The sequence below is a fragment of the Grimontia kaedaensis genome, from assembly GCF_023746615.1.
Classification (GTDB): Bacteria; Pseudomonadota; Gammaproteobacteria; order Enterobacterales; family Vibrionaceae; genus Enterovibrio; species Enterovibrio kaedaensis.
This window is the reverse complement of record NZ_CP082275.1, coordinates 1,198,005-1,224,439: the sequence shown is the minus strand read 5'-3', so window position 1 is coordinate 1,224,439 and position 26,435 is coordinate 1,198,005. Positions and strand designations below refer to the sequence as shown.

Annotated in this window: 15 protein-coding genes, 1 tRNA gene, 2 other RNA genes and 1 pseudogene; 10 read left to right on the top strand and 9 right to left on the bottom strand. The window is 50.8% G+C overall.

What is annotated here, in order from left to right; genetic code table 11:
- Positions 1–91: 91 nt before the first annotated feature.
- From K6Q96_RS05810 to K6Q96_RS05775, 8 genes are all read left to right on the top strand, one after another.
- Positions 92–580 (top strand): hypothetical protein, encoded by a 489-nt coding sequence (locus tag K6Q96_RS05810; protein ID WP_251878562.1) that lies wholly within the window; start codon positions 92–94, stop codon positions 578–580.
- A gap of 151 nt (positions 581–731) precedes the next feature.
- Positions 732–1,652 (top strand): manganese-dependent inorganic pyrophosphatase, encoded by a 921-nt coding sequence (locus K6Q96_RS05805; RefSeq protein ID WP_251878560.1) that lies wholly within the window; start codon positions 732–734, stop codon positions 1,650–1,652.
- Between the two features lie 507 nt (positions 1,653–2,159).
- Positions 2,160–11,765: an immunoglobulin-like domain-containing protein gene (locus K6Q96_RS05800; protein ID WP_251878558.1), complete on the top strand. Its 9,606-nt coding sequence runs from the start codon at positions 2,160–2,162 to the stop codon at positions 11,763–11,765.
- Between the two features lie 564 nt (positions 11,766–12,329).
- Positions 12,330–13,775 carry a UbiA family prenyltransferase gene (locus K6Q96_RS05795; protein ID WP_251878556.1) on the top strand — a complete coding sequence of 482 codons (1,446 nt, stop codon included), beginning with the start codon at positions 12,330–12,332 and terminating at the stop codon, positions 13,773–13,775.
- Positions 13,772–14,206 (top strand): GtrA family protein, encoded by a 435-nt coding sequence (locus K6Q96_RS05790; RefSeq protein WP_251878554.1) that lies wholly within the window; start codon positions 13,772–13,774, stop codon positions 14,204–14,206. The genes K6Q96_RS05795 and K6Q96_RS05790 overlap by 4 nt, the downstream gene beginning before the upstream one ends.
- Positions 14,203–15,525 (top strand): FAD-binding oxidoreductase, encoded by a 1,323-nt coding sequence (locus K6Q96_RS05785; RefSeq protein WP_251878552.1) that lies wholly within the window; start codon positions 14,203–14,205, stop codon positions 15,523–15,525. The genes K6Q96_RS05790 and K6Q96_RS05785 overlap by 4 nt, the downstream gene beginning before the upstream one ends.
- Complete coding sequence (locus tag K6Q96_RS05780; RefSeq protein WP_251878550.1) at positions 15,522–16,259, top strand: SDR family oxidoreductase; 738 nt, start codon at positions 15,522–15,524, stop codon at positions 16,257–16,259. The genes K6Q96_RS05785 and K6Q96_RS05780 overlap by 4 nt, the downstream gene beginning before the upstream one ends.
- Positions 16,260–16,261: 2 nt before the next feature.
- Complete coding sequence (locus tag K6Q96_RS05775; RefSeq protein ID WP_251878548.1) at positions 16,262–17,437, top strand: hypothetical protein; 1,176 nt, start codon at positions 16,262–16,264, stop codon at positions 17,435–17,437.
- Between the two features lie 120 nt (positions 17,438–17,557).
- Here K6Q96_RS05775 and K6Q96_RS05770 read toward each other — a convergent pair whose 3' ends face one another.
- The 5 genes from K6Q96_RS05770 to K6Q96_RS05750 are packed head-to-tail and all read right to left on the bottom strand — an operon-like array spanning position 17,558 to position 23,520.
- Entirely contained in the window at positions 17,558–18,496 is a 939-nt protein-coding gene (locus tag K6Q96_RS05770; protein WP_251878546.1) for an SMP-30/gluconolactonase/LRE family protein, read from the bottom strand.
- 14 nt (positions 18,497–18,510) lie between these two features.
- Complete coding sequence (locus K6Q96_RS05765) at positions 18,511–19,350, bottom strand: citryl-CoA lyase (protein WP_251878544.1); 840 nt, start codon at positions 19,348–19,350, stop codon at positions 18,511–18,513.
- Positions 19,347–20,549 (bottom strand): CaiB/BaiF CoA transferase family protein, encoded by a 1,203-nt coding sequence (locus K6Q96_RS05760; RefSeq protein ID WP_251878542.1) that lies wholly within the window; start codon positions 20,547–20,549, stop codon positions 19,347–19,349. The genes K6Q96_RS05765 and K6Q96_RS05760 overlap by 4 nt, the downstream gene beginning before the upstream one ends.
- Positions 20,542–22,473 (bottom strand): TRAP transporter permease, encoded by a 1,932-nt coding sequence (locus K6Q96_RS05755; protein ID WP_251878540.1) that lies wholly within the window; start codon positions 22,471–22,473, stop codon positions 20,542–20,544. Before K6Q96_RS05755 ends, K6Q96_RS05760 begins: the two co-directional genes overlap by 8 nt.
- Positions 22,474–22,509: 36 nt before the next feature.
- Positions 22,510–23,520, bottom strand: a complete 1,011-nt coding sequence (locus K6Q96_RS05750) for a TAXI family TRAP transporter solute-binding subunit (protein ID WP_251878538.1) — start codon at positions 23,518–23,520, stop codon at positions 22,510–22,512.
- 156 nt (positions 23,521–23,676) lie between these two features.
- On the opposite strand from K6Q96_RS05750, the gene K6Q96_RS05745 reads away from it, so the two are divergent.
- Complete coding sequence (locus tag K6Q96_RS05745) at positions 23,677–24,369, top strand: IclR family transcriptional regulator (protein WP_251878536.1); 693 nt, start codon at positions 23,677–23,679, stop codon at positions 24,367–24,369.
- Between the two features lie 278 nt (positions 24,370–24,647).
- On the opposite strand, the pseudogene K6Q96_RS05740 reads toward K6Q96_RS05745, so the two are convergent.
- From K6Q96_RS05740 to K6Q96_RS05725, 4 genes and pseudogenes are all read right to left on the bottom strand, one after another.
- Positions 24,648–24,920 (bottom strand): annotated as a pseudogene (locus tag K6Q96_RS05740) (tyrosine-type recombinase/integrase); the annotation flags it as partial.
- A 250-nt stretch (positions 24,921–25,170) separates the two neighbouring features.
- A non-coding RNA gene (locus K6Q96_RS05735) (RtT sRNA) lies at positions 25,171–25,302 on the bottom strand.
- Between the two features lie 47 nt (positions 25,303–25,349).
- A non-coding RNA gene (locus tag K6Q96_RS05730) (RtT sRNA) lies at positions 25,350–25,481 on the bottom strand.
- A 47-nt stretch (positions 25,482–25,528) separates the two neighbouring features.
- A tRNA-Ser gene (locus K6Q96_RS05725) sits at positions 25,529–25,616 on the bottom strand.
- A gap of 203 nt (positions 25,617–25,819) precedes the next feature.
- On the opposite strand from K6Q96_RS05725, the gene K6Q96_RS05720 reads away from it, so the two are divergent.
- Positions 25,820–26,395: a UPF0149 family protein gene (locus tag K6Q96_RS05720; RefSeq protein WP_251878534.1), complete on the top strand. Its 576-nt coding sequence runs from the start codon at positions 25,820–25,822 to the stop codon at positions 26,393–26,395.
- Positions 26,396–26,435: the final 40 nt, after the last annotated feature.

Here is a 26,435-nt window from a genome sequence, read left to right as displayed (position 1 = left end):
ATTTATGACGATGATTTTCTATCATGGCCTTGCCACTTAAGGACAGGCTCACGTAATTAGCAAGGATGCTCCCTTTTTTAAGAGAGCAATCATGAAACGACTCCTTTGCGCCGCCACACTTTTAACTAGCTCATTCGCCATCGCGGATATTCACTTTTCTCCAGACCTGAAAATCGGAATGCAGTGGGGCTTGGGTGCCCAACTTGGCGTTAACGATGTGATGGGCTTTGAAGCCGTTTATGGCAGCTTCGGGATTGCCGATTCCTACTGGTTCTCTGATAAAGAGTCAGTCAAACACTACCGCGTTGGCGTTCAGTACTTAGAAAAAAAACACCAAGCTTATTCGGTTCAACTCGAAGCTGGTATTGCTGAATATCACGGTACCAGAAACTATTACAGCCGCGACCGGGAAGATCTCAAAGCTTATGGGCCAAGCCTGGGCGCCGCGCTGGTGTTTGATTACAACCTGCCTATCAAAGTGAGATACGGATTAGAGATGGGGTACTTCAGACATCAAGAGACCCTCCTACCAAGCGGCTTATCTCCTCAGCTCAATGTTGGTGTCATCTTACCTCTTTGAACACTGCAAATTTCATCACCTTTCGCTTTAAATTTAATGCTCAACGCATGTTGGGCGTTTGTTACATCCTCATGCTATGGATGAATGTACATTTAGGGTCACTCTGGTAAAATGCGCCAAAATTCAAATGTGAGCATGACGAGAGCCAAATATGCCAATGTATGTTGTGGGTCATAAGATCCCTGATTCTGATTCAATCTGCGGTGCAATTGCACTTGCGTACCTGAAAAACCAAATCGGTGAGCCAGCAGTAGCGGCACGTCTTGGGGAGCCTTCTCCTGAGACTGCGTTCATTCTGGAGCGCTTTGGTTTCGAAGCTCCTGAGCTGAAACTGAGCTACGCAGGCGAAGAAGTCTACATCGTTGACCACTCTGAACTGACTCAAGCACCTGACGACATCGCAGAAGCGACTATTGTTGGTATTGTTGACCACCACAAACTGGGTGATCTGACTACATCTACCCCACTGGAGTGCTGGATCCGTCCTGTTGGTTGTTCAAACACCGTCATCAAAATGATGTACGACTTCCACGGCGTAGAAATTCCAAAAGAGATCGCAGGCATCATGATGTGCGCGATTCTAAGCGACACCGTTATCTTCAAATCACCAACTTGCACCACAGCAGACATTCGTTGCGTTGAAGATCTGGCGAAGATTGCGGGTATTGAAGATTACCAAGCAATGGGCTTGGAAATGTTCAACGTGAAATCTGCCGTAGCAGGTACTCCGATTCGTGATCTCGTTATGCGTGATTATAAAGACTTCAACATGAACGGTAACCTTGTTGGTATCGGCCAGCTGGAAGTTGTTGATCTGTCAGTTTTTGATGAGATCAAAGCAGAATTGGAAGCGGACATTGCTGCTCTGAAAGCAGAAGGCGAGCGTCACACGGTTATGTTATTGCTGACTGACATCATGAAAGAAGGCTCTGAACTACTAGTTGTTTCAGACGACGTTTCTGTTGTTGAGCGAGCATATGGCAAAGAGACCGAAAATGGCCGTGTATGGCTGGATGGCGTTTTAAGCCGCAAGAAGCAGGTTGTACCACCACTTCAAGATGCTTTTGCTTAATTGAATAGAAAAAGGGCGGAGTTCCGCCCCTTTTTATTTTCTATGGCTTCAATATTTATGGTCATCCTTAATCTAGCACATACCAAAATGCCATCTGAATATAAGAGCATTGTGATCAATTTAACTAAGTAGCCTCTTAATGCAGCCAATTCTGTTTAGTAATATATTACTAAACCCTTTAATTCTCTTCCTAACATCACCCTATAAAGGACAACTTTTCTTTCATTCAAACCCGCCACGCTCCTCTCTAAACCTTAAAAATCTCAAATTCAACACATCGCATTTCAATCACTTTTTAATCAACCAGTTGCTTAAAGATCAAACGCACATCATAATTTTCATCCACATTGTATTCTCAATTATTAAACACATTTAAATAATAATTTAAAAACCACCATTCTTTTAATCACAATATTTTAATAAAGCCCTACTCTAATCATGTAATTATTCTTAAAAAAACTGGCATTAATTGAGGGTTCATGGATGTCCGAAGAGACTCTAAGTCAGATGGCTAATCAAACTGTATTTATTTCCAAAGAAGGTAAGATTGGATATGCACAAAGTGGAGTAAAAATAAGTCAGGGAGATATTATTTTTATTCCTAAAAATCAAGAGACTGATAATTCATCTCATTCTGTATTGCTTGTTGATGATTCTTTGCCTTCAGGGATGGTGTTACCAGAGGGTTTTGAAGAAATCGTCACTGCGATCGAAGAAGGGCGAGATCCGCTCTTGGTTGCGGATGTAGACCCGCAAGCTGGTGAAGCAACAGCTGGTTCCTCCTTGGCACCCCAAGCAGTTATTCTGGCGAATTCCCTTTCTGTATTGGCAACAGCAGGATTCGACACAGATATAGCTCTACCACCAACAACAACGCTGATTCAGCAAACGCTTGCAAGTTCCCTATTCGGTATCCAGAGCCAAGAAACAGACACGCCAACCATTCCTACCCGCTTGCAGGCTACATTGCTTGGAAGCGATACCGTCTCGGAAGGTGACAGCGCAATATATAGAATCTCTCTCTCCGAAGCAGCAGAGACTGATGTCACCATCACTATAAGTGTGCAGCACAAAACTTCTGAGTCAGACGATATCATACCTGTCCAACAACAATTGGTAATACCCAGAGGTCAAACCCAAGCAACATTTACTGTCGACATTCTCGACGATTCGTTTGATGAGGAGAACGATGACGACAGCTTTGAGGTTTCCATCATCGAATCCGTCGCGACAGATAGCGAACAAATAGTAGATTCATCAGCAACTTTAACCACCACAATTTTGGATGAAGATACTGAGGACCTGAAAGTCGGCGAAGATATTCCAATGTTGACTCTATCTGGTGACAACAGTGTTGAAGAGGGCGAATCAGCAACCTATCTGCTCGAACTTTCAGAAACTCCTCATTCCGACATGGAGATTACGATAACTATCACCCATGTCTCTAGCGAATCTAGGGATATCACGACTTCATTGCAAACAGTCACTATTCCTGAAGGCAGCAACAGTGTCAGCTTCAGCGTTGAAACACTTAACGATGTATATGAAGAGAGCAAAGATACTGACGTTTTCCAAGTTGCGGTAACTGGCTCAACAGGAGGCGAATTCGAAGGTCAGCCGGATGCACCTGAAGCCATAGAGACCACAATCGAAGACAGCGCAACAAAAGATGCACCAACACTGACTTTAATGGGTGATACTTCAGTTAGGGAGGGTGAATCGGCCAGTTATACACTCACCTTGTCTGAAGCACCTAACTCCGACTTCACTGTTACAGTGACGGTTGGTCATAGGACCACCGAAGATAGCGATATTCAGCCAGTCACACGTAATGTCTTGATAGCGGCCAATACCACTTCCATCAACTTCACCGTTGATACCCTGGATGACAGCCTGAATGAATCCGCCGATGATGATGTCTTCACCGTCTCTGTCAATAGCACCTCCGGCGGTGACTTTGAGGCGCAACCAACAACTCCGGCCGCCGTGGAAACCACCATCAATGACGGCACCACGACAGACGTGCCAACTCTCACCTTAACTGGCGATACGTCAGTGAATGAGGGGGAATCAGCCAGCTACACGCTTACCCTGTCGGAAGCTCCAACAGCGGACTTTACTGTCACGGTTGTTGTGGGTCACAAAACCACCGAAGATGGCGATGTCACCCCAGTGGCCCGTGATGTGGTGATCGCCGCCAACACTACTTCGATCGACTTTACCGTTGATACCCTGAACGACAGCCTGAATGAATCCGCCGATGACGATGTGTTTACTGTCTCGGTCAACAGCACCTCCGGCGGTGACTTTGAAGCGCAACCAGTGGCGCCGGCTGCCGTGGAAACCACCATCAATGATGGTACAAACACAGATGCGCCAACTCTCACCTTAACTGGCGATACGTCAGTCAACGAAGGCGAAGCTGCCAGCTACACGCTCACCCTGTCGGAAGCTCCAACAGCAGACTTTACCGTCACCGTAGTTGTGGGTCACAAGACGTCAGAAGATGGCGATGTCACCCCTGTCACCCGTGATGTGGTGATCGCAGCGAACACCACTTCCGTCAACTTCACCGTTGATACCCTTGATGACAGCCTGAATGAATCCGCCGATGATGATGTGTTTACTGTCTCGGTCAACAGCACCTCCGGCGGTGACTTTGAGGCGCAGCCAGCGGCGCCGGCTGCCGTGGAAACGACTATCAATGACGGCACCACCACGGATGCGCCAACCCTAACACTGATTGGCGATACGTCGGTGAATGAGGGTGAATCAGCCAGCTACACATTGACACTCAGCGAAGCACCGACAGCAGACTTTACGGTCACCGTGGTTGTGGGTCACAAGACCTCGGAAGATGGCGATGTCACCCCTGTCACCCGTGATGTGGTGATCGCCGCCAACGCTACTTCCGTCAACTTCACCGTTGATACCCTGGACGACAGCCTGAATGAGTCGGCAGATGATGATGTGTTTACCGTCTCGGTCAACAGCACCTCCGGCGGTGACTTTGAGGCGCAGCCAGCCGCACCAGCTGCCGTAGAAACGACTATCAATGACGGCACCATCACGGATGCGCCAACCCTAACACTGATTGGCGATACGTCGGTGAATGAGGGCGAGTCAGCCAGCTACACATTGACACTCAGCGAAGCACCAACAGCAGACTTTACGGTCACCGTGGTTGTGGGACACAAGACCTCGGAAGATGGCGATGTCACCCCTGTCACCCGTGATGTGGTGATCGCGGCGAACACTACCTCGGTCAACTTCACCGTTGATACCCTGAACGACAACCTGAATGAATCCGCCGATGACGATGTGTTTACTGTCTCGGTCAACAGCACCTCCGGCGGTGACTTTGAAGCGCAACCAGTGGCGCCGGCTGCCGTGGAAACCACCATCAATGATGGCACCACCACGGATGCGCCGACCCTGACGCTGACTGGTGATGCCTCAGTGAATGAAGGTGAATCGGCCAGCTACACATTGACGATCAGCGAAGCTCCAACCGCGGACTTTACGGTCACTGTGGTCATTGGACATAAAACCTCGGAAGACGGCGATGTCACCCCAGTGACCCGTGATGTGGTGATCGCCGCCAACACTACTTCGGTCGACTTTACCGTTGATACCCTGAACGACAGCCTGAATGAATCCGCCGATGACGATGTGTTTACTGTTTCTGTTGACAGCACAACTGGTGGTAACTTTGAAGCGCAACCAGTGGCTCCGACTGCCGTGGAAACCACCATCAATGACGGCACCACGACAGACGCGCCAACTCTCACCTTAACTGGCGATACGTCAGTCAACGAAGGCGAAGCTGCCAGCTATACGCTTACCCTATCTGAAGCACCGACGGCAGACTTTACTGTCACCGTGGTTGTGGGTCACAAGACGTCAGAAGATGGCGATGTCACACCTGTCACCCGTGATGTGGTGATCGCGGCGAACACCACCTCGGTCAACTTCACCGTTGATACCCTGAACGATAGCCTGAATGAGTCGGCAGATGATGATGTGTTTACCGTCTCGGTCAACAGCACCTCCGGCGGTGACTTTGAGGCCCAGCCATCGGCTCCAGCGGCGGTGGAAACGACGATCAATGATGGTACAAACACAGACGCGCCAACTCTCACCTTAACTGGCGATACGTCAGTGAATGAGGGGGAATCAGCCAGCTACACGCTTACCCTGTTGGAAGCACCGACGGCAGACTTTACTGTCACGGTTGTTGTGGCTCACAAGACGTCAGAAGATGGCGATGTCACCCCTGTCACCCGTGATGTGGTGATCGCGGCGAACACCACTTCCGTCGACTTCACCGTTGATACCCTTGATGACAGCCTGAATGAATCGGCGGATGATGATGTGTTTACTGTCTCGGTCAACAGCACCTCCGGCGGTGACTTTGAGGCGCAGCCAGCGGCGCCGGCTGCCGTGGAAACGACTATCAATGACGGCACCACCACGGATGCGCCAACCCTAACACTGATTGGCGATACGTCGGTGAATGAGGGTGAATCAGCCAGCTACACATTGACACTCAGCGAAGCACCGACAGCAGACTTTACGGTCACCGTGGTTGTGGGTCACAAGACCTCGGAAGATGGCGATGTCACCCCTGTCACCCGTGATGTGGTGATCGCCGCCAACGCTACTTCCGTCAACTTCACCGTTGATACCCTGGACGACAGCCTGAATGAGTCGGCAGATGATGATGTGTTTACCGTCTCGGTCAACAGCACCTCCGGCGGTGACTTTGAGGCGCAGCCAGCCGCACCAGCTGCCGTAGAAACGACTATCAATGACGGCACCATCACGGATGCGCCAACTCTCAACTTAACTGGCGATACGTCAGTGAATGAGGGTGAATCAGCCAGCTACACGCTTACCCTGTCGGAAGCTCCCACAGCAGACTTTACCGTCACAGTGGTTGTGGGTCATAAAACGTCAGAAGATGGCGATGTCACCCCTGTCACCCGTGATGTGGTGATCGCGGCGAACACCACTTCCGTTAACTTCACCGTTGATACCCTGAACGATAGCCTGAATGAGTCGGCAGATGATGATGTGTTTACCGTGTCGGTTGACAGCACGTCTGGCGGTGACTTTGAGGCGCAACCAGCGGCGCCGGCTGCCGTAGAAACGACGATCAATGACGGCACCACCACGAATGCGCCGACCCTGACGCTGACTGGTGATGCCTCAGTGAATGAAGGTGAATCGGCCAGCTACACATTGACGATCAGCGAAGCTCCAACCGCGGACTTTACGGTCACTGTGGTCATTGGACATAAAACCTCGGAAGACGGCGATGTCACCCCAGTGACCCGTGATGTGGTGATCGCCGCCAACACTACTTCGGTCGACTTTACCGTTGATACCCTGAACGACAGCCTGAATGAATCCGCCGATGACGATGTGTTTACTGTTTCTGTTGACAGCACAACTGGTGGTAACTTTGAGGCGCAGCCAGCAGCGCCGGCTGCCGTGGAAACCACCATCAACGACGGTACCACCACGGATGCACCTACCCTGACATTAACGGGCGATGCGTCAGTGAACGAAGGCGAAGCTGCCAGTTACACACTTACCCTATCAGAAGCACCCACAGCAGACTTTACCGTCACCGTGGTTGTGGGTCATAAGACATCAGAAGATGGCGATGTGACACCTGTCACCCGTGATGTGGTGATCGCCGCCAACACTACTTCGGTCGACTTTACCGTTGATACCCTGAACGACAGCCTGAATGAATCCGCCGATGACGATGTGTTTACCGTCTCGGTCAACAGCACCTCCGGCGGTGACTTTGAGGCGCAGCCAGCAGCTCCGGCTGCCGTGGAAACCACCATCAATGATGGTACAAACACAGACGCACCGACACTGACATTGACAGGCGATGCCTCGGTCGTTGAAGGCAACTCAGCCAGCTACACATTGACACTCAGCGAAGCACCCACAGCAGACTTTACCGTCACCGTGGTTGTGGGTCATAAGACATCAGAAGATGGCGATGTGACACCTGTCACCCGTGATGTGGTGATCGCCACCAACACTACTTCGATCGACTTTACCGTTGATACCCTGAACGATGGCCTGAATGAGTCGGCAGATGATGATGTGTTTACCGTCTCGGTCAACAGCACCTCCGGCGGTGACTTTGAAGCGCAACCAGTGGCTCCGGCTGCCGTGGAAACCACCATCAATGACGGCACCACGACAGACGCGCCAACCCTCACCTTAACTGGCGATACGTCAGTCAACGAAGGCGAAGCTGCCAGCTATACGCTTACCCTATCTGAAGCACCGACGGCAGACTTTACCGTCACCGTGGTTGTGAGTCATAAGACGTCAGAAGATGGCGATGTCACCCCTATCACCCGTGATGTGGTGATCGCGGCGAACACTACCTCGGTCAACTTCACCGTTGATACCCTGGATGACAGCCTGAATGAGTCGGCAGATGATGATGTGTTTACTGTCTCGGTCAACAGCACCTCCGGCGGTGACTTTGAGGCTCAGCCAGCGGCCCCGGCTGCCGTGGAAACCACCATCAATGACGGCACCACCACGGATGCGCCAACTCTCACCTTAACTGGCGATACGTCAGTCAACGAAGGCGAAGCTGCCAGCTATACGCTTACCCTATCTGAAGCACCGACGGCAGACTTTACTGTCACCGTGGTTGTGGGTCACAAGACGTCAGAAGATGGCGATGTCACCCCTGTCACCCGTGATGTGGTGATCGCCGCCAACGCTACTTCCGTCAACTTCACCGTTGATACCCTGGACGACAGCCTGAATGAATCCGCCGATGACGATGTGTTTACTGTCTCGGTCAACAGCACCTCCGGCGGTAACTTTGAGGCGCAACCAGCGGCGCCGACTGCCGTTGAAACCACCATCAATGACGGCACTACGACAGACGCGCCAACTCTCAACTTAACTGGCGATACGTCAGTGAATGAGGGTGAATCAGCCAGCTACACGCTTACCCTGTCGGAAGCTCCCACAGCAGACTTTACCGTCACAGTGGTTGTGGGTCATAAAACGTCAGAAGATGGCGATGTGACACCTGTCACCCGTGATGTGGTGATCGCGGCGAACACCACTTCCGTTAACTTCACCGTTGATACCCTGAACGATAGCCTGAATGAGTCGGCAGATGATGATGTGTTTACTGTTTCTGTTGACAGCACCTCCGGCGGTGACTTTGAGGCGCTACCAGCGGCGCCGGCTGCCGTAGAAACGACGATCAATGACGGCACCACCACGAATGCGCCGACCCTGACGCTGACTGGTGATGCCTCAGTGAATGAAGGTGAATCGGCCAGCTACACATTGACGATCAGCGAAGCTCCAACCGCGGACTTTACGGTCACTGTGGTCATTGGACATAAAACCTCGGAAGACGGCGATGTCACACCGGTGACCCGCGATGTAGTCATTACTGCTGGTACCACTTCGGTCGACTTTACCGTTGATACCTTAGACGACAGCCTGAATGAATCCGCCGATGACGATGTGTTTACTGTTTCTGTTGACAGCACAACTGGCGGTAACTTTGAGGCGCAACCAGCGGCCCCGGCTGCCGTGGAAACGACGATCAATGATGGCACCACGACAGACGCGCCAACTCTCACCTTGACTGGCGATACGTCGGTGAATGAGGGCGAGTCAGCCAACTACACGTTGACGCTCAGTGAAGAACCGACCACTGATTTCACTGTCACGGTTGTTGTGGGACACAAGACCTCGGAAGATGGCGATGTCACCCCAGTGACCCGTGATGTGGTGATCGCGGCGAACACCACTTCCGTTAACTTCACCGTTGATACCCTGGATGACAGCCTGAATGAATCCGCCGATGACGATGTGTTTACTGTCTCGGTCGACAGCACCTCCGGCGGTGACTTTGAGGCGCAACCCACCGCACCGGCTGCCGTCGAAACCACCATCAACGACGGCACCACCACGGATGCACCAACCCTGACATTGACCGGTGATGCCTCAGTGAATGAAGGCGAAGCGGCCAGCTACACCCTCACCCTGTCGGAAGCACCGACAGCGGACTTTACTGTCACGGTTGTTGTGGGTCATAAGACATCAGAAGATGGCGATGTGACACCTGTTACCCGTGATGTGGTGATCGCGGCGCACACCACTTCCGTTAACTTCACCGTCGATACCCTGGATGACCAAAATATTGAAACGTCAGATTCTGATGTGTTTACCGTCTCTGTCGACAGCACCTCCGGCGGTGGTTTTGAAGAACAGCCTTCAGTACCTGGCATTGTTGAAACTTCGGTAATAGATGTTGAGCCTTATCTCCATGGCAAAAATACAGGTAGTGTCATCGTCAACCTTACACCTGACGCCGCTTCCCCTGGCTTTGAGGAAGATACCTCCAATGGCAGCGTTTCGTTTTCTTTGGCCGACTATACGTCTGATTTGGTTGATGATGCCAATAGTGGAGACTCACTGATAACATCAATCAACATCACTTCACTGCCGGATAACGGCACACTTTACTACCTCGACACGGGTGGAAACCAAGTCGCTGTAGCTGTTGGAGATACACTGCCAGATAACACTGATTTTGTTTTTGAGCCCGATAAAGTATCGAAAACATTCTCTTCAGCGGACATAACGAGCTCTACGCAATCTACGATTGTTACTGATGGTATGACTGTAACCGGGGGAACCTTTTCAGGCACTAAACCAGACTTAGGCAGTACGATTACTGACGCACCAGTCATCTGGGAATTTGCTACCGGTGAAGATGGCATTGGGGTAGGCAGTGATCGCGAATTAAGTTCCTCTGGCAACGAAGTACTAATTTTTGATTTCACAGGTAATTCAAGTGTCACTAGCGTAGATATTCTCGTGAACAGTGCCTATGCGAATTTCTCCAATACCCGACCCGCAAATGGGGTAGTGAACTTTATCGCACTTAAAGATGGCCAAGTCGTTAACGAGTTTTCTTTTGAAAACATTTATGAAGCCTCAAACAATACCGGCACAACAACCATAAATGTGAGTGATGCGGGCAGTTTTGACGAGCTACGTATGTATATCACTGCCAACCGAAACACCAACCTTACCGTCGCTAGTGTCTCAGCAGTATCAGTCGATACTACTGATGCTTCGTTTACCTATAAAGCGATTAACTCTTTGGGTAATGAAAGCGACGTTGCCACAGTAACGCTGGGAGACGCCATCAACGACACCGCAGAACAAAGAACACCGCCAACAGTTTCCGGCACACTAGTTCTGGTAGATTCATCTGGGACAAAAACAGGTATTTTCCCAGACACTACCGAACAAGGTCAGTATGGCTCCGCTCAGCTAGCGAACGGTACCTGGACATATACTTTGGATCCAACGCTTCTCGCGAACATCCCAGACGGACAGACGCTTCAAGACACCATCACCTTCACTGCCAATGATGGCATTACCTCTGACATCCAGATTGTGATTGGCGAGTCTGGAAGCAGTATTGCGTCATATTACGCCACTGACGTGACAACGGGTTTGAGTGATTTGGTTGATCTGAGCCAAACGACGGCACTTGGAGGTAGTGAAAGCGATTTGCTGTCGGGCTTGGGCGACGAAGACATCATGCTTGGTCTCGCTGGAGACGATGTGCTCAGCGGTGGTGCAGGGAATGACATACTTGATGGCGGAATGGGTGATGACATTCTTACTGGTGGCCAAGGAGACGATATCTTATTCGGTGGAGACGACAGTGACATTTTCGCCTTTAATGCTGGCGATCAGGGAACTGGCGCAACTCCCGCTCAGGATCAGATAGCCGATTTTGATACCACTCTGGACACTTTAAGTCTGGCTGATCTACTTCAGGGAGAAAGTGAAGAAAATATCGGAGACTATCTGTCAGTATTTGATAATGCGAGTGGTGACGCGGTCATCAATGTTGCTTCATCAGGTGCCGGTGTCGATCAAACAATCGCGTTAGACAATGTCTCGGTTTCAGATTTAGCCACTGCATACGGCGTCGATTCAACAGGATTGAACAATGACCAGATCAGTTCTGCGGTTATTGATGCCATGATCATCCAGTCAAAAATCATTATTGACTAAATCTCATAATATATTGAAAAGCCGGCGAATAATTCGCTGGCTTTTTTCTTTTCCTAAATATAACCCTGCATAACCCATCCATCTTTCCGAATAGATAGAGAAAGTCACTAATCACCGACTAAAATAAAAAATAAAACACCATTCATTTAATATTGATGCAAGTCACATTAAAGTGCATAATTTGTGCAATGATTCACAAAGAGGTAAACATTGTGTCAAAAAAGATCGCCGTTAAAATTACTAACTACATTCCACTTTTCGTCCTGATGGGCGCGACTATCGCTTTCACTCTAGCGAACGCGATGTACTGGGGCGGCGTACTGTAAACACAGTGAATTGCAATCGGAGTGCGATGCCTCCCAACGGTAAAATTCAATAAAGCTCGGTACTTATCGGGCTTTTTTATTTTGCGAGTCAGACTGAGACTCAAAAAGAAAAAATACCCTTTATATTCAACAATTTAAACATAGATAAACCCCAAGTCATGAGCTAAATTGATTGTTAAGCGTCATGGACTTTCTTTGCCGAAGTCTTGTGTTTGACTATCAAATTGGGGGCAGCTCTATGCAGTTTCAGAAAAAGAGCTTAATTCCGAAGCCTACACTCGTCGTCGATTTAGATGGCACACTCTTACGCTCAGACATTCTCTACGAAACATTCTGGAATGCTGTCGGAAAGAATTGGCGGAATGCTTTTCTCGCGGTTCAAGCACTCATGCAAGGAAAAGCCGCCCTCAAACGCTGTTTGGTCTCACACTCCGATATCGATTCCAAGACCCTCCCCTACAACGAAGATGTCATTGGCTACGTCAAAGAGTGGCGAACCAAAGGCGGTCGCACTGCCTTAGTAACAGCCAGTGATGAAACGGTCGCTCGAAAAATAGCAGAACACCTCGATATCTTTGACGAAACCTATGGCTCCAATGGTGTCACCAATCTTAAGGGTGAAGAAAAAGCCAGATTCCTCACTGAGAATTACAAAGATTCTGGTTATGTTTATGTTGGTGATGCAGAAGCGGACATCCCTGTTTGGCAAAGTGCTTCTCACACAATCACAGTCAATGCTTCTGAGTCTCTTAAAAGAAAAGCCCAATCCATCGACCAAAATGCTGAGCATCTCTCTCCCTCATCCTCCAAAATATCGTCCTATTTAAGAGCGCTTAGACCGCACCAATGGCTAAAGAATGTCCTAATCTTTCTTCCTATGCTGCTCGCCCACCAGTTTGACGCAGTCACGCTGACAGCATCTCTTCTAGCGTTTATCACATTTAGCCTTTTAGCGTCCGGGGTTTATGTACTCAATGATCTGGTGGACTTAGCTTCCGACAGGGCACACCCCCGCAAATGTAAGCGCCCTTTTGCCTCTGGAGAAATCCCAATTGCCCACGGAACATGGATGGTGTCAGGGTTACTGATTGCCAGTTTTTTGATGTCTCTTACACTGTCGCCTCTTTTTCTCGCAGTTTTGATTGGATACTTCTTAACGACATCACTCTACTCGTTCCTCCTAAAACAAAAGCCCATTGTGGACATTTGTTTGCTGGCTGGTCTTTATTCAATCCGACTTGTCGCTGGCAGTGCAGCAACAGGTATTGAGCTCTCGGTCTGGCTTCTCGCGTTCTCAACTTTCTTCTTCCTCTCCCTCGCTACGGTAAAACGTCAGGCGGAGTTGGTCGATAGCGCGGAGCGAGGGTTACTTGAAGCAAAAGGACGAGGATATCGAGTATCTGACTTGTCACTAGTTTCCCAAATTGCCATTTCATCTGGCTATGTGTCAGTGCTAGTGATGGCACTCTACGTCAATTCACCATCGGTGGCAGATCTTTACAATTTTCCGGCAGCTCTCTGGGGCATCTGCCTCGTGTTGCTTTATTGGGTTTCACGAATGGTATGGGTGACATCTCGGGGGAAAATGCATGACGATCCCATCGTATATGCTGTGAAGGATCAGATGAGCAGGCTCTGTTTTCTGCTTATTGCTGCATTTGCCTTTCTTGGAGCAGCAATATGAGCAAAGTGATGTTGGCCAGTCGCTACGCCGTTTTTGCAATGGTCGCGACCTTGGTGAATCTCGCCACCCAGCGACTGATCCTGTTTTTCGAACAGTCAGGTATTGCGCTCATTCTCGCGATTGGCGCAGGGACAATAACAGGACTAATCTGCAAATATATTCTTGATAAAAAATGGATTTTCTTTGACCAAGCCAAGGGAATTATAGCGAACAGTAGTCAGTTTTCTCGCTATACCCTAACGGGCGTTATTACAACCTGCGTATTTTGGGGTAGTGAGGCCGCATTCTGGCTTTACTGGCAAACCGATAACATGCGCGAAATCGGCGCAATTATTGGGCTCTCAGTAGGATATGTCATGAAATACCGCCTCGACAAAGAGTTGGTATTTAACGCCGTTCAACCTTCATCGAAAGGAGAACTGACGACATGAAGTTAAGTGGGTGGGGACGCTTCCCCGTCATTGAAGCATCATCAACGGCTCCACGCACGGAACAGCAAATTGCCGACGCCATCCAAAAAGGCGATGCCATTGCCAGAGGTAATGGCCGCGCTTATGGCGATAGCGCTATTTCTAAAAGCAATACCATCCAAATGCGGCATTTCAACAGAATGCTCAAGTTCGATGACAAAAAAGGTCAGTTAATCGCCGAATCCGGTGTTCTGTTAAATGACATTATCGAAACCTTTCTTCCGCGTGGTTGGTTCCCAGCCGTCACGCCCGGCACCAAGTTTGTCACTTTGGGCGGTATGCTTGCTGCCGATGTGCACGGAAAAAACCACCATAAAGACGGCAGCATGGCCAATTACGTTGATTGGATAGAGATTATGCTGGCTACTGGCGAAACAAAACGTTGCTCTCCAACACGAAACAAACAACTGTTCCGCGCAACAATTGGAGGCATGGGTTTGACGGGCGTCATACTCCGCGCGGCAATCAGGCTGGCCCCAGTTGAAACGGGTTGGATAAAGCAGAAAACCTTGGTAGCTGAAAATTTGGAAAAGGCCATCGACGCCTTCGAGACCAATCTCGATGTGAAATACTCTGTTGCCTGGATTGATTGCCTCGCCAAAGGAGAGGCTCTTGGTCGCTCAGTCGTTATGCTCGGAGAGCATGCCAGGATCAGCGAACTTCAGGAGAAGCATGGCGACAACCCATTTGCTTTTACTAGCAAACGGCAGATTCGGGTACCTTTTGATCTCCCGGGATGGACACTCAATAAAGCCTCTGTTGGCGCCTTCAACTCCCTGTATTTCGAGGCCGGGAAGCGAAAGACTGCTGAAGTACTGGTTGATTGGGAAAGCTATTTCTACCCATTAGATGCCATTCTCGAGTGGAATCGCATTTATGGAAAGCGTGGATTTGCCCAGTTCCAATGCGTCATCCCTTTGGATAAAGCGAAAGCGGGCATGACTGCACTTCTAACCCGTATATCTGATTCCGGTTGCGGTTCATTTTTAGCAGTGCTCAAACGGTTTGGCAAACAAGAAAGTCTGTTTTCCTTTCCTATGGAAGGCTATACCCTCGCTCTCGACTTTCCAGCAGACGAACGCAACCTCGACTTGATTAGCGAACTCGATGACATCACGGTGGAGCACGGCGGACGTTTCTATCTCGCCAAAGATGCCCGTCTTCCAAGTTCTACCCTCAAAGAGAGTGATACCCGCGTCACCGATTTTGTTGCGCAGCGCAAAACACTCAGTGCTGACACTGTTTTCTGTTCCGAACAATCTGAGAGGCTAAGTTTATGAGTAAGCAACCGGTTCTTATCTTAGGTGGCCGCTCAGATATTGGCCTCGCCATTGCCCATCGATTTGCCTCTTCTGGGCACCCAATTTATCTGGCAGCAAGAAATGCCTCTTCATTAGATAGAGAAAAGTGCGATATCTCATTACGTCATGAGGTTAATGTGGACTTAGTAGAGTTCGATGCGCTGGACACAGCTAGTCATGAGGATTGGGCGACATCGCTTTCTCCAGCCCCAGGCATTGTCATTTCTGCCGTGGGGTATATGGGTGAACAATCGCAAAGTGAGCGCAGCACCGAAGATGCTGCCATGGTCATGAGAAGCAATTTCGAAGGCCCAGCTAGTATTTTGAGTGTTTTTGCCAACCGCTTTGAGCAGCAAGGCAAAGGCGCACTTATCGGCATCAGTTCTGTTGCCGGAGAAAGAGGTCGTGCAACCAACTATGTCTATGGTTCCGCCAAAGCCGGATTTACCGCATTCCTATCCGGGCTAAGAAACCGTTTGTCAAAAAAAGGGGTACAGGTCATTACTGTGCTGCCCGGGTTTGTCGAAACTCAAATGACAGAAGGATTAGACTTACCGAAAAAGCTTACCGCGAAGCCAGAAGAAGTGGCCACGAAAGTGTTTCAGGCAGTGAGGCAAAATAAGGATGTGGTTTACGTTAAAACTATCTGGAGCATTATCATGATGGTGATTCGTAGTATCCCTGAATTTGCCTTCAAACGTATGAGCATTTAGCTATGGACCGTTTGCTCCGCAACCCCTACACCATCTTTCAATTTGTGATGGCATCGTTCCTGATATTTGGTGCTGGCTTTCTGTTATCAGAACTGGCAACAGATGTTCTAGCCAATGGGGGACACAAATGGAAGCAAGGCGACTGGCTGGTAAATACCTTGAATGCAGATGTAAGACGAGGTCCGTTGGGCACGCTCTTTATCGGGATAAGTGATGTCCTCAACGTAAGCCCGATAATTATTGTCGGGGCTTTTCAAGCTTCACTCGTCATTCTAAGCTTCTTCCTGCTGGGAAAACTGGTGAGTTTTGCAAGCTTTCAAAATCTGGCATTTGCATTGCTGCTGGCTTCTCCCGGGCTATTCGCGATTTTCTGGGTTGTAGATCCAGATGGGGCTTTCCGAAAAGAGCTTGTCGCTTTCACTGCCCTACTCACCCTTCTCTATGCTTTTAGAGTAAATAGCGTTGCCTGGGCAATGTTAGGGACTTTGCTGTTTTCGTTGGCCGTGTATGGTCATGAAGTAAATGTGCTTTTCCTTCCCTTGGTTCTACTTTGTCTTTCCATCTGGTATCGCACCTCAGCTCAACCCAAATTTCTACTAGTGCTAGCCATTTTGTCAGCGTTACTAGCTTGCCATGCTTTGTACTACCACCTATCCAACAAAGAGGTTGATGACGTTGCACGCGTTTGTGCACCATTGCTTGAAAGAGGCGTGTCAAACCACGTTTGCGAGGGGTCTATCAATTGGCTCAACAAAGATCTTGGCGACGTAAAAACACGCTTCAGTACAATATCCGTGATAGATATGGCTGTCATTTTCCCGCTCGCATACATTGGAGCAGCACTCCCCTTACTGATGCTGCTATTTAGACTAAACGAAAGGAAGTATTTATATTTAGCACTGATAAGCGGTCTTCCCTTTGCGCCACTCTACTTCGTAGGTATTGATTGGGGTCGCTGGCTTAGCATGCATATATTCTCGATGACATGTATTTTACTGTTGTCGATCATCTCAGGAAATGCTTCTTTCAAAGAACCTCCGAGCTGGAAGTTTCTCGGCGTGATTGCCATAGCAGGTATGCTTTGGGCCCCCCTTCATATTACAGGTGTCTACGAAGGTGGTTTCGCTTTGCGGTTTCTCTATGAAGTGTATGGAAGTTACCTAGCCTTAATGCGCTGAATAGAACGCCCACAAGCCAGAAACGAGAAAACCCGAGCATCTCTGCTCGGGTTTTGAATATGGCGGTGAGGGAGGGATTATTCGAAACAACTGCAATTCGTGGCATCTACCCGAACCCTTTTACTCATCCGCCATATGGGAGTACATCGGCTGCCCTGGGAGATCTAGATCCGCCCGCAGAATAGTCCCGGTTGAGGAATCGGTGATAAATAGCGAACTATTCTTTTCACCGCCAAAGGCCAGGTTGGTAATGGTGCGCCCCTCGGTACAACTGCGGATACGGTACAGAGGTTCTCCAAATCGGGAGAAGGCCCATACGCATCCATTCCCCGCATCACATACAAATAGGTTGCCTTCAGAATCGACCGCCATGCCATCGGCACCACTAACGCCACCCGCCATTGCGGTGAAGACACCTGCTTTAGACGTCGTCCCACCCGGCAGCATGGGAAGACGCCAAACTGCGTTACCGCGGGTCATCGCAACATAGAGAGTTTTCTCGTCCGGACTCAGCACCAGGCCGTTGGGGCTTGGCCCATTGGAGATCAATGTCGTCAGCTGCTCTGTTTCGAAGCAGTAGAGAAACACCCGACCCGTGGGGTCGTGCATACCGGTCTGACCCTGGTCGGTAAAATAGAGGGTCCCCTTCGAATCGAAGATCAGGTCGTTTACCCCTTTAAAGCTCTCGCTGCGATTGTGGGTGAGAAAGGGCGATATCGCACGTGACTCTGGATCCAAGAGCAGGATGCCGTTTTTGTAGTCCGCGACGAAGATACGACCATCCCGATGGATCTTTAGCCCATTGGGCCAGCCATCATACTCGACAACCAGTTCCCACTCTCCGCCCGGGGTGACTCTAAAAATTCGGCCGTAAGGGATATCGGTTACGTAGAGATTCCCCTGCCGGTCGAAGGAAGGACCTTCGAGAAAGCTGTGGACCTGTTGCCCGGGTTTGTTGGCAGCGACCCAGTCTGAGGGTTTATCCGGCTGCCGGAAACGTTCGGGAACTTCGCTGAAAATGGCCGTCGATAGATCTTTGGGAGGCGCGTACAGACTCATGCAATATACCCCTTCTAATTCTGGATCAGATCCCGTTTCTCGGGTCCGGTGTAGCTCCAAAGCAAGTTTCTCGGAATGGGCCCCTTATTGCGCCCACCCTGACCAGTCTGCTCCCAGGCATGGGCCAAAATGCCCACCGAACGAGAAAGGCAAAACAGTCCCCGGGCAAGCGGCGCAGGCATATCGAGCTCAGCGTAGATCACAGCTGTAGCCCCGTCGATATTCATGGGAATACGTTTGCCTTTGCGCACGGCCAGCTCCGTCTCGATACGATCGGCGATAGCTGCAAAACGTCCACTGACCACGCTCTTTTCGGCGGCCTGACGCACGATCTCCATTAGCCGGGGAGCCCGGGGATCGACAGGATGAAAGCGGTGGCCAAATCCCGGGATAAACTTTCCGTGATGTTCGATATATAGATCCAACTCTGCGCAAACCGCGTCTTCCAGGCGCGCCCCCTGATCCAGGCGCTTCGCTACGTTTTGATAAATATCTACGGCCTGCTCACCGGCCCCCCCATGCACATCGCCCAACACGTTCACGGCAGATGCCATCGCGTTGTTGAGTCCGACGCCACAGGTAGCCGCCATGCGGGCAATGGCGATACTGGGCGCCTGAGGACCATGATCGACGGCAGACATCAGGGCTGCATCGAGCAGCTCAGCCTGCCCTTGACTCGGCACATCGCCCCTCACCATCAGCCAGATCATCTGTGCAAAACTGAGATTGCCGATCAGCTGTTCAATGGGATAGCCGTGGTAACGGATGACACCCGGCTCCATCTCGATGACGTCGGTCTTCCACCAATCGGACACTTCCCGACCAATCCCCTCTGAGGGTCTCGAAATGCTCATACCACCCCCTCCGCCACCAGCGAATACTGTGCCTCTTTGTCATAACCCAACTCGCTCAGGATAGCCTCGGTATGCTCACCCAAAGAAGGCGGAGGGCTATCGACTTTGGGACGCTTGCCATCGACTTTGAATCCGGTCCTGACAATCTTGATCTCCCGCTCGATGCCAGAGACGTTATCAAAGCTTCCCTGGAGTTCACGTTGTTGAACCTGGGGCAATGAAAGAGCTTCCGGCACGCTGAGAACACGACCGGCGGGCACCCCGGCGCCGTTCAGCAACAGATCCCATTCACTGGCCGGCTTACGCGCAAATTCACCTTCAATGAACGAAGTGAGTGCATTGCGATTGTCCAGGCGCGCCTGACGGGTGGCGAAGCGAGGATCGGTTATCAACTCGGGCCGGTCGATTACTTGGCAGACCGATTCGAACTGTTCCTGCTTGTTGGCGGCCATGTTGATCAGGCCGTCCTGGGTCTTGAAGGTGCCTGACGGGCTGGCGGTGAAATTGTCGTTACCCATTGGCGCGGGAGTTTTCTCACCAACCAAGTAGTTGGAAACAACCCAACCCATGGTCGCCAGCGTGGACTCGAGCATGGAAACGTCGATAAAGCAGCCTTCGCCGGATTCACCGCGCCCCGCAATGGCGGACGAGACGGCAAAGGCTGCGGTCATCCCCCCGATGGTATCTGCAATGGGATAGCCCACCCGGTAGGGCGCATTTTCCGGCGCACCGGTAATGCTCATCACCCCAGACATCCCCTGGATAATCTGGTCGTAGGCTGGAAGCTTCTTCATGGGACCGTCGGCTCCATAGCCGGAGATAGCACAATAGATCAGCCTCTGGTTTTCCTCTTTGAGTTGCTCGTAACCCAGCCCCAGTCGATCCATCACCCCCGGCCGGAAGTTCTCCACCAGAACGTCAGCTGTCTTCACTAATTGGCGCAGTATCGCTTTGCCTCTATTCTGCTTGAGATCGAGCGTGATTGATTTCTTACCGGCATTTTGAGCCAGGAAGGAGATCCCCATCTTCTGGCGATTCAGCTCAGCATCGGCCCCTAACTGACGAGCCAAATCCCCGCTCTTTGGCATCTCCACCTTTATGACCTCAGCCCCCATGTGGGCGAGCTGATGGCAGCAGTAGGGCCCAGCCAGCACATTGGTCATGTCGAGTACGCGAATCGATTTTAGAGCTTTACACATGTTTTGGGCTCCTCAAAAAATTGAAGACAAGCACGCCAACTAGAAGCGCCGTCCCAAGATAGATAATTTCAGATACCGAACTGATAACCAGACCGGCGCTTATAACTAGGACTAGCCGCTCCAGCCAGGATAGGTGGCTCCGGAAATAGCCAATCAGGCCGGCGGAAACTCCCACCGTAGCGATGATCAGCGCCAGCACATACGAAAGAGTCGATAGTGCCGTTTCGGAAGAAAGGTCCTGAAGATTAATTTCCGGGTGATAGATCCAGGCCACGGGTATGACGAAAGCCACGGCTGACAGCTTCAACGCTTTCCCCGCCACCTGCATAGGTCCGGCACCGCAGATCGCCGCAGCAGCAAATATTGCCAATGCGACCGGCGGTGTTATGGCCGATAGAACGGCGTAATAGAAAACAAATAGATGGGTTTGAAGTTCGGGCACCCCCAGCTTCATAATCGCCGGCCCGGCTACAAAGACCACCATCAGGTAGGAAGCCGCTGTCGGCAAACCCATGCCAAGAACAATGGAACAGATGGCGGCCACTACCAGCGCCAGCAATAAGTCATGGGAGCCGAGGGCCACGATAACTTGGTTAAGCTTGATTCCCAACCCAGTTGTCGATACTGCTCCAATGATGATGCCGATGGCAGCGCAGGATACGAGCACGGACAGACCGTCCCGCCCCCCATCGATAAGAAATGCTTTCGCGTCGGCCAAGCGCATCCGAGTCGCGGTAAACAGGTTGGACATCACCAGAACAATACCGGTGGCAGTCAAACCGCAGAAGGTGGGTGAGTACCCCATCAGCAGCATGGTCACCAGAGACCCAAAGCCGACAACCAAGGTCAAACCTTGTGCTAATCGCTCTTGGTTGAAACTCAGGTCCTGATCGTCCTGGCGTTCCTTCAGGCCGATACGCCCGCCCTCAAAAGCCACGGCACATACCAATGACAGAATAAACAGAAACGCCGGGACACAGGCCGCGATCATTATGTCGGTGTAGGCGATGCCGGTAATTTCCGACATGATAAAGGCCCCCACACCCATGATCGGCGGCATGATCTGCCCCACGCAAGACGCAGTGGACTCCACACCACCAGCGAATGCCGAGGGGAAGCCCGCCCGCTTCATCATCGGAATCGTCAACACCCCGGTCGCGGATACGTTGGCAGGGGCAGATCCATTGATGGAGCCAAACATGGCAGACGCAAAGATCGCGCACTGAGCAGGCCCCGACTTATACTTGCGGGTAAAGCGCATTGCGATGTAGTTGAAGAAATCCCCAGCCCCGGTGATGCGCAACGCAACCCCGAGGATGACAAAGACGTATACAACATCCACGACCGCACCCAATGCAACGCCATAGATACCCTGGTAGCTGTAAGAGACTTCCAGCACCTCTTCCGGATCCATGGGACGATGCTCGAGTACACTAGGGAAAAACTGGCCGAAAAAGAGATAAACAAGCGCGACCAAGACAACGCTGATCAAAATCCATCCTTCGGCACGCCTAGCCCCTTCCAACACCACCAGGGTCCCGGCCCCGTAGCAAATCAGATCGGCGTTATTGGGTAGTCCCTCGCGCATATCGGCAATCGCCTCGTAGTTGAGGAGAAAGTAGATACCGCTGGAGACAGCCAGGACGATAAAGAACAGGGTGATTAGCTGATCCAAGAGGCCAAATTGTTTAACACCGACAAGTCGGAATGGTTTAAAGGCGAGAATGGCAACCAGCCCCAGCAGCAGGGCTACCCCATACTGCACCTGGGCTGGAAATTTTCCGAAGGCGGTTGTCCATAGGATAAAAACCGCCAATGCAACGCAGCAGAGCTGACCAAGCAGCATCCGTGCTGATTGAAGAGTGGGGAGAGCCCCACCCTCGACGCAGCCTTGAGATCCGGCTGACTGTCCAAAAGTACCCATAGCGAGACCCTCCTCACAAAGCCAAAGAAAAGGTTGTTAGTTGATCAAGCCTTTTTCTTTGAAGTAGCGGGCCGCACCTGGGTGAAGATCGGCCGAGAGGGCTTCAGTGGCACCGTCAATGGAGATCAGAGAAAGCGCCAGGCTTACTTCATTCACTTCGCTGATGTTTTCCCACAGCGCCTTAGTGATCTCATAAGCCACATCGTTGCTCAGATCCTTGTTCACCACATACATCATCGGGAAGGTCCAGAAATAGATATCAGAATCTGCCTTGACCCGCCCGTCGTATGCTTTGGCAATGGTCTTGGCGGGTACCTTCTTCAGTACGTAGTACTTGCCGTTGGTGATGGCCTTGCGAAAAGTGTCCATCTTGGACGGATCAGGAGATACAAAACGCAGATCCATGGTACGCGAGGCGTTATCAACTGCGGCATGGGGAAGGCCACCCCAAACAAACGTGCCATCCATGGAGCCGTTAGCCATCTGCTCCAGCGCAGGACCATATTTGAGGTGCTGACCATCTACATCACCACCTTTTATATCCAATCCATGGGCGGAAAGCATCGCCGCGGTCACACGACCCGCATTCCCTCCTGGCCGGCCGATCGCCAGTGATTTTCCCGCGAAATCGCCGAACTGTTTTACGCCGGCATCATCGCGAGCAACGTACTGCCCCGCGCTGGTCTTGATAGCGAACAGAGCACGGACGTTCTTGTAATTGCTCACTAGAGATTCAGGATCCGCTTTGAACTTACCAGAACGATTAACAGCGTCCTGATAGTGAGGAGCACCAATGACAGCCACATCAACTTGGCCCTTGGCCAGCTTTCGTAGGCCTTTGACAGTTCCGTTATCGACTACGGTCATGCTGCTGTCACTTCCAGACTTCGCCAGAATATTCGACCAGGTAACGGAAAGTGCGTAGTCGTCAGAAGTCGGCGAAACCGCATTGACAACCAAATCGGCTGCGTTTGCGCTAACAGCAGCAAAGGTGGAACCAAGGATAAGTGCAGCGGCAGCAGCTGACTTCAGAGAGGTAGCCTTCATTGTTTTTCCTCCAGCACACCTAAGTGCTTTTGTTGTTAACAGTATAGTAGCGTTCTCTTCTGTAGAACTGCGTTCTATCCTACATCACAAGTTATGCTAGATGCAATAGCGTTCTATTCTGTTAAAATCAGCTGAGATATCTTTGAGGTTCAAGTTATGGCAAAAGATCGCGTAGAAGCCGTTGAGAGAGCCCTGGCGGTTCTAAATGCTTTCAGTGATAAGCAGAGTGTTCTGACGCTGAAGGAGATTTCCGATAAAACCGGTCTATACAAGAGCACGATTCTCCGGCTAATAGGATCGCTTGAGCATTTTGGCTTTATCTCCAAGCAGCTGGATGGCCGCTACCGCCTTGGCCCTTCCCTTTGGCGACTTGGCTCGATCTACCAAAAGAGCTTCGACAGCGAGACCGTTATCCGCCCGATGCTCGAAAAGCTACGGGATGCTGTAAACGAAACAGCCGCGTTCTACATCAAGAGCGGTGACAGCCGTATCTGCCTGTACCGGGAAAATGCCAAAAGAGAGGTCTGTCATAACATCAATGAAGGATCGGAGATTCCGATCAAAAGAGGAGCTGCGGGCCGCGTACTACTGGCCTACACCGGTGCTGAAGGGCAACCATTTGAAGCGATAAGAGAGCAGGGTTGGTACCTATCGAAGGGTGAGCGAAACCCGGACCTAGCAGCCATAGCCGTGCCAGTACTGACACCAGACGGTGTCCTCAAGGGAGCGCTTAGTATTTCAGGGCTCATTTTCCGATTTGACGGCCCACTGGTCGACCAATGCGTAGAGCTTCTAAACCAAGCTGCTGATGTGATGGGTAAGGAATTAATCGACTCACCTCTGATGTGACTCAGCCGATTCCAGCCAATGGCCGAGCCTGAAGGAAACAAAGGGACGAACATCCTTTCCACGTTGTTGCAGAAACACCAGCTCCACCAAAATACTCTGAGACGATGACCCTCAAAGGGTGAGCATGTCTGGTTTACGGAATTTAACCTGCTTCAGCAGAAACCCAGTGCACCTGCTCTCGATGTCAGAAATGGGCGCATAAGCAGCCCCGTAAGATGCCGGGCGCACCTCTCCTGAACATGAACTGTGCTCACGATGGTGCGCCCCCCCCCCCCACCTTAAACCTCCGTCTCTTCTGACAGTTCTAGGGCATCGTCCACTTCTACCCCTAGATACCGGATGGTGCTATCCAACTTGCTATGACCCAGTAACAGTTGAACCGGTCGTAGATTGCCAGACCGCTGGTAGATGAGCGTAGGCTTGGTTCTCCTCATCGTATGTGTACCGTAGTCAGCACTGTCGAGGCAGATGCTCTCTACCCAGCTATCAACGATCCGAGCATATTGCCGCGTGGTTAAATGCGTTTTGGTGCTCGATCGACCTGGGAAAAGAAAGTCGCTACCGGTTAATCCAAACGCTTTAAACCGCCGCTATGTAGTGAACCGCGCCGTTTGAAAATGAATTTGTCGTAGCTTGAGTCCCGAACAGCGGCATCTCATCGGAGACCGATCCGATCGGAACAAAAGGAAATCGCAGAATTAGGCATATGAGCAAGTGAAGCTGTAACTGAAGGAATCGGTCACAATCTGGTCACAATAAGGAAATTTGAAAAATAAGATACTGCTATATCAAGCAGTTAAGTGGCGGTGAGGGAGGGATTACTCGTCTCTTCGTTCCTCACCCCTTCGGGGCCATCGGCAAGCCAATGTTGCGCGGCTTCGCCGCTTTGCGAACCCTAGTCGAGGGTTCTCACCCTCCCTCGTATATTTTCATAAGCCAGAAACGAGAAAACCCGAGCATCTCTGCTCGGGTTTTAAATATGGCGGTGAGGGAGGGATTATTCGTCACTTCGTTCCTCACCCCTTCGGGGCCATCGGCAAGCCGATGTTGCGCGGCTCCGCCGCTGTGCGAACCCTAGTTGAGGGCTCTCACCCTCCCTCGCATATTTTCATGAGCCAGAAACGAGAAAACCCAAGCATTTCTGCTTGGGTTTTGAATATGGCGGTGAGGGAGGGATTCGAACCCTCGATACGTTGCCGTATACACACTTTCCAGGCGTGCTCCTTCAGCCACTCGGACACCTCACCATATTGTCGTTGGGCTTATCGCCTCAACGGAGCGCTACTATAGGGAAGCACGGATTTAAGGTCAATAAGATTTCTGAAAAAACCATGCAAGTGTTTAAGATTCAAGCGACATTGTGTGATTTCCAAGCTCTCACCGCTTTTCTTTCTCCGTTTTTAGCTCAGACTGTTAGAATGTCAGCCTCCATAGGAAAAGAGAGCCTTTCATGTCTATCTCGCTATCACAATTTATTACCGAAAACGGATTGGAGCCAAAACTGCTTTCCGCCACGCAAACAGAAGGCTTTGTGACTGCAATGGCCGCAGCCCCGCACCTTATCGACCCAAGTGAATGGCTTGCATTTATGTGGGGTGGTGAAGAAGAAGCGCCGTTCGGTAGCCATGAACAACTCGAACAATTCGCAAACATCATCGTAGAGATGTGGAACGAACAGCGTGGTGCTTTGCTTTCAAACGAATGGCAGTGGCCTGAAGCTTGTGCGCTGAGCGAAAGCGAGATTGTTAATGATGCTACACGCGAATACTGTGAAGGCATGCTGCAGGGCTGGACACTGTGCCGTGATGACTGGGAAACGCTGATGCCTGAAGATTCGCAAGAAAACGCGCTTCTGGGCGGTGTCCTGCTTTCTATCAGTCTGCTGTTTGATCCAGAGGCTGCATTAGCCGTGATGGAAGAACAAGGTGCTGCGGAACTTGCGCAGTTTGAAGAAGTATTCAATGGCATGCCTGTGATGCTTTGTGGCCTGATGATGCGCGCCATGCAGATGGTTGAAACGCAATAATCCGCCATTACTTTAGTATCACTAAAAAGCGGTCTATGAC

What these genes read in the sequence shown, in the direction of transcription:
- K6Q96_RS05810 (WP_251878562.1), top strand. Translation starts at nt 92, where the DNA reads ATGAAACGACTCCTTTGCGCCGCCACACTTTTAACTAGCTCATTCGCC.
- K6Q96_RS05805 (WP_251878560.1), top strand. Translation starts at nt 732, where the DNA reads ATGCCAATGTATGTTGTGGGTCATAAGATCCCTGATTCTGATTCAATC.
- K6Q96_RS05800 (WP_251878558.1), top strand. Translation starts at nt 2,160, where the DNA reads ATGGCTAATCAAACTGTATTTATTTCCAAAGAAGGTAAGATTGGATAT.
- K6Q96_RS05795 (WP_251878556.1), top strand. Translation starts at nt 12,330, where the DNA reads ATGCAGTTTCAGAAAAAGAGCTTAATTCCGAAGCCTACACTCGTCGTC.
- K6Q96_RS05790 (WP_251878554.1), top strand. Translation starts at nt 13,772, where the DNA reads ATGAGCAAAGTGATGTTGGCCAGTCGCTACGCCGTTTTTGCAATGGTC.
- K6Q96_RS05785 (WP_251878552.1), top strand. Translation starts at nt 14,203, where the DNA reads ATGAAGTTAAGTGGGTGGGGACGCTTCCCCGTCATTGAAGCATCATCA.
- K6Q96_RS05780 (WP_251878550.1), top strand. Translation starts at nt 15,522, where the DNA reads ATGAGTAAGCAACCGGTTCTTATCTTAGGTGGCCGCTCAGATATTGGC.
- K6Q96_RS05775 (WP_251878548.1), top strand. Translation starts at nt 16,262, where the DNA reads ATGGACCGTTTGCTCCGCAACCCCTACACCATCTTTCAATTTGTGATG.
- K6Q96_RS05770 (WP_251878546.1), bottom strand. Translation starts at nt 18,496, where the DNA reads ATGAGTCTGTACGCGCCTCCCAAAGATCTATCGACGGCCATTTTCAGC.
- K6Q96_RS05765 (WP_251878544.1), bottom strand. Translation starts at nt 19,350, where the DNA reads ATGAGCATTTCGAGACCCTCAGAGGGGATTGGTCGGGAAGTGTCCGAT.
- K6Q96_RS05760 (WP_251878542.1), bottom strand. Translation starts at nt 20,549, where the DNA reads ATGTGTAAAGCTCTAAAATCGATTCGCGTACTCGACATGACCAATGTG.
- K6Q96_RS05755 (WP_251878540.1), bottom strand. Translation starts at nt 22,473, where the DNA reads ATGGGTACTTTTGGACAGTCAGCCGGATCTCAAGGCTGCGTCGAGGGT.
- K6Q96_RS05750 (WP_251878538.1), bottom strand. Translation starts at nt 23,520, where the DNA reads ATGAAGGCTACCTCTCTGAAGTCAGCTGCTGCCGCTGCACTTATCCTT.
- K6Q96_RS05745 (WP_251878536.1), top strand. Translation starts at nt 23,677, where the DNA reads ATGGCAAAAGATCGCGTAGAAGCCGTTGAGAGAGCCCTGGCGGTTCTA.
- K6Q96_RS05720 (WP_251878534.1), top strand. Translation starts at nt 25,820, where the DNA reads ATGTCTATCTCGCTATCACAATTTATTACCGAAAACGGATTGGAGCCA.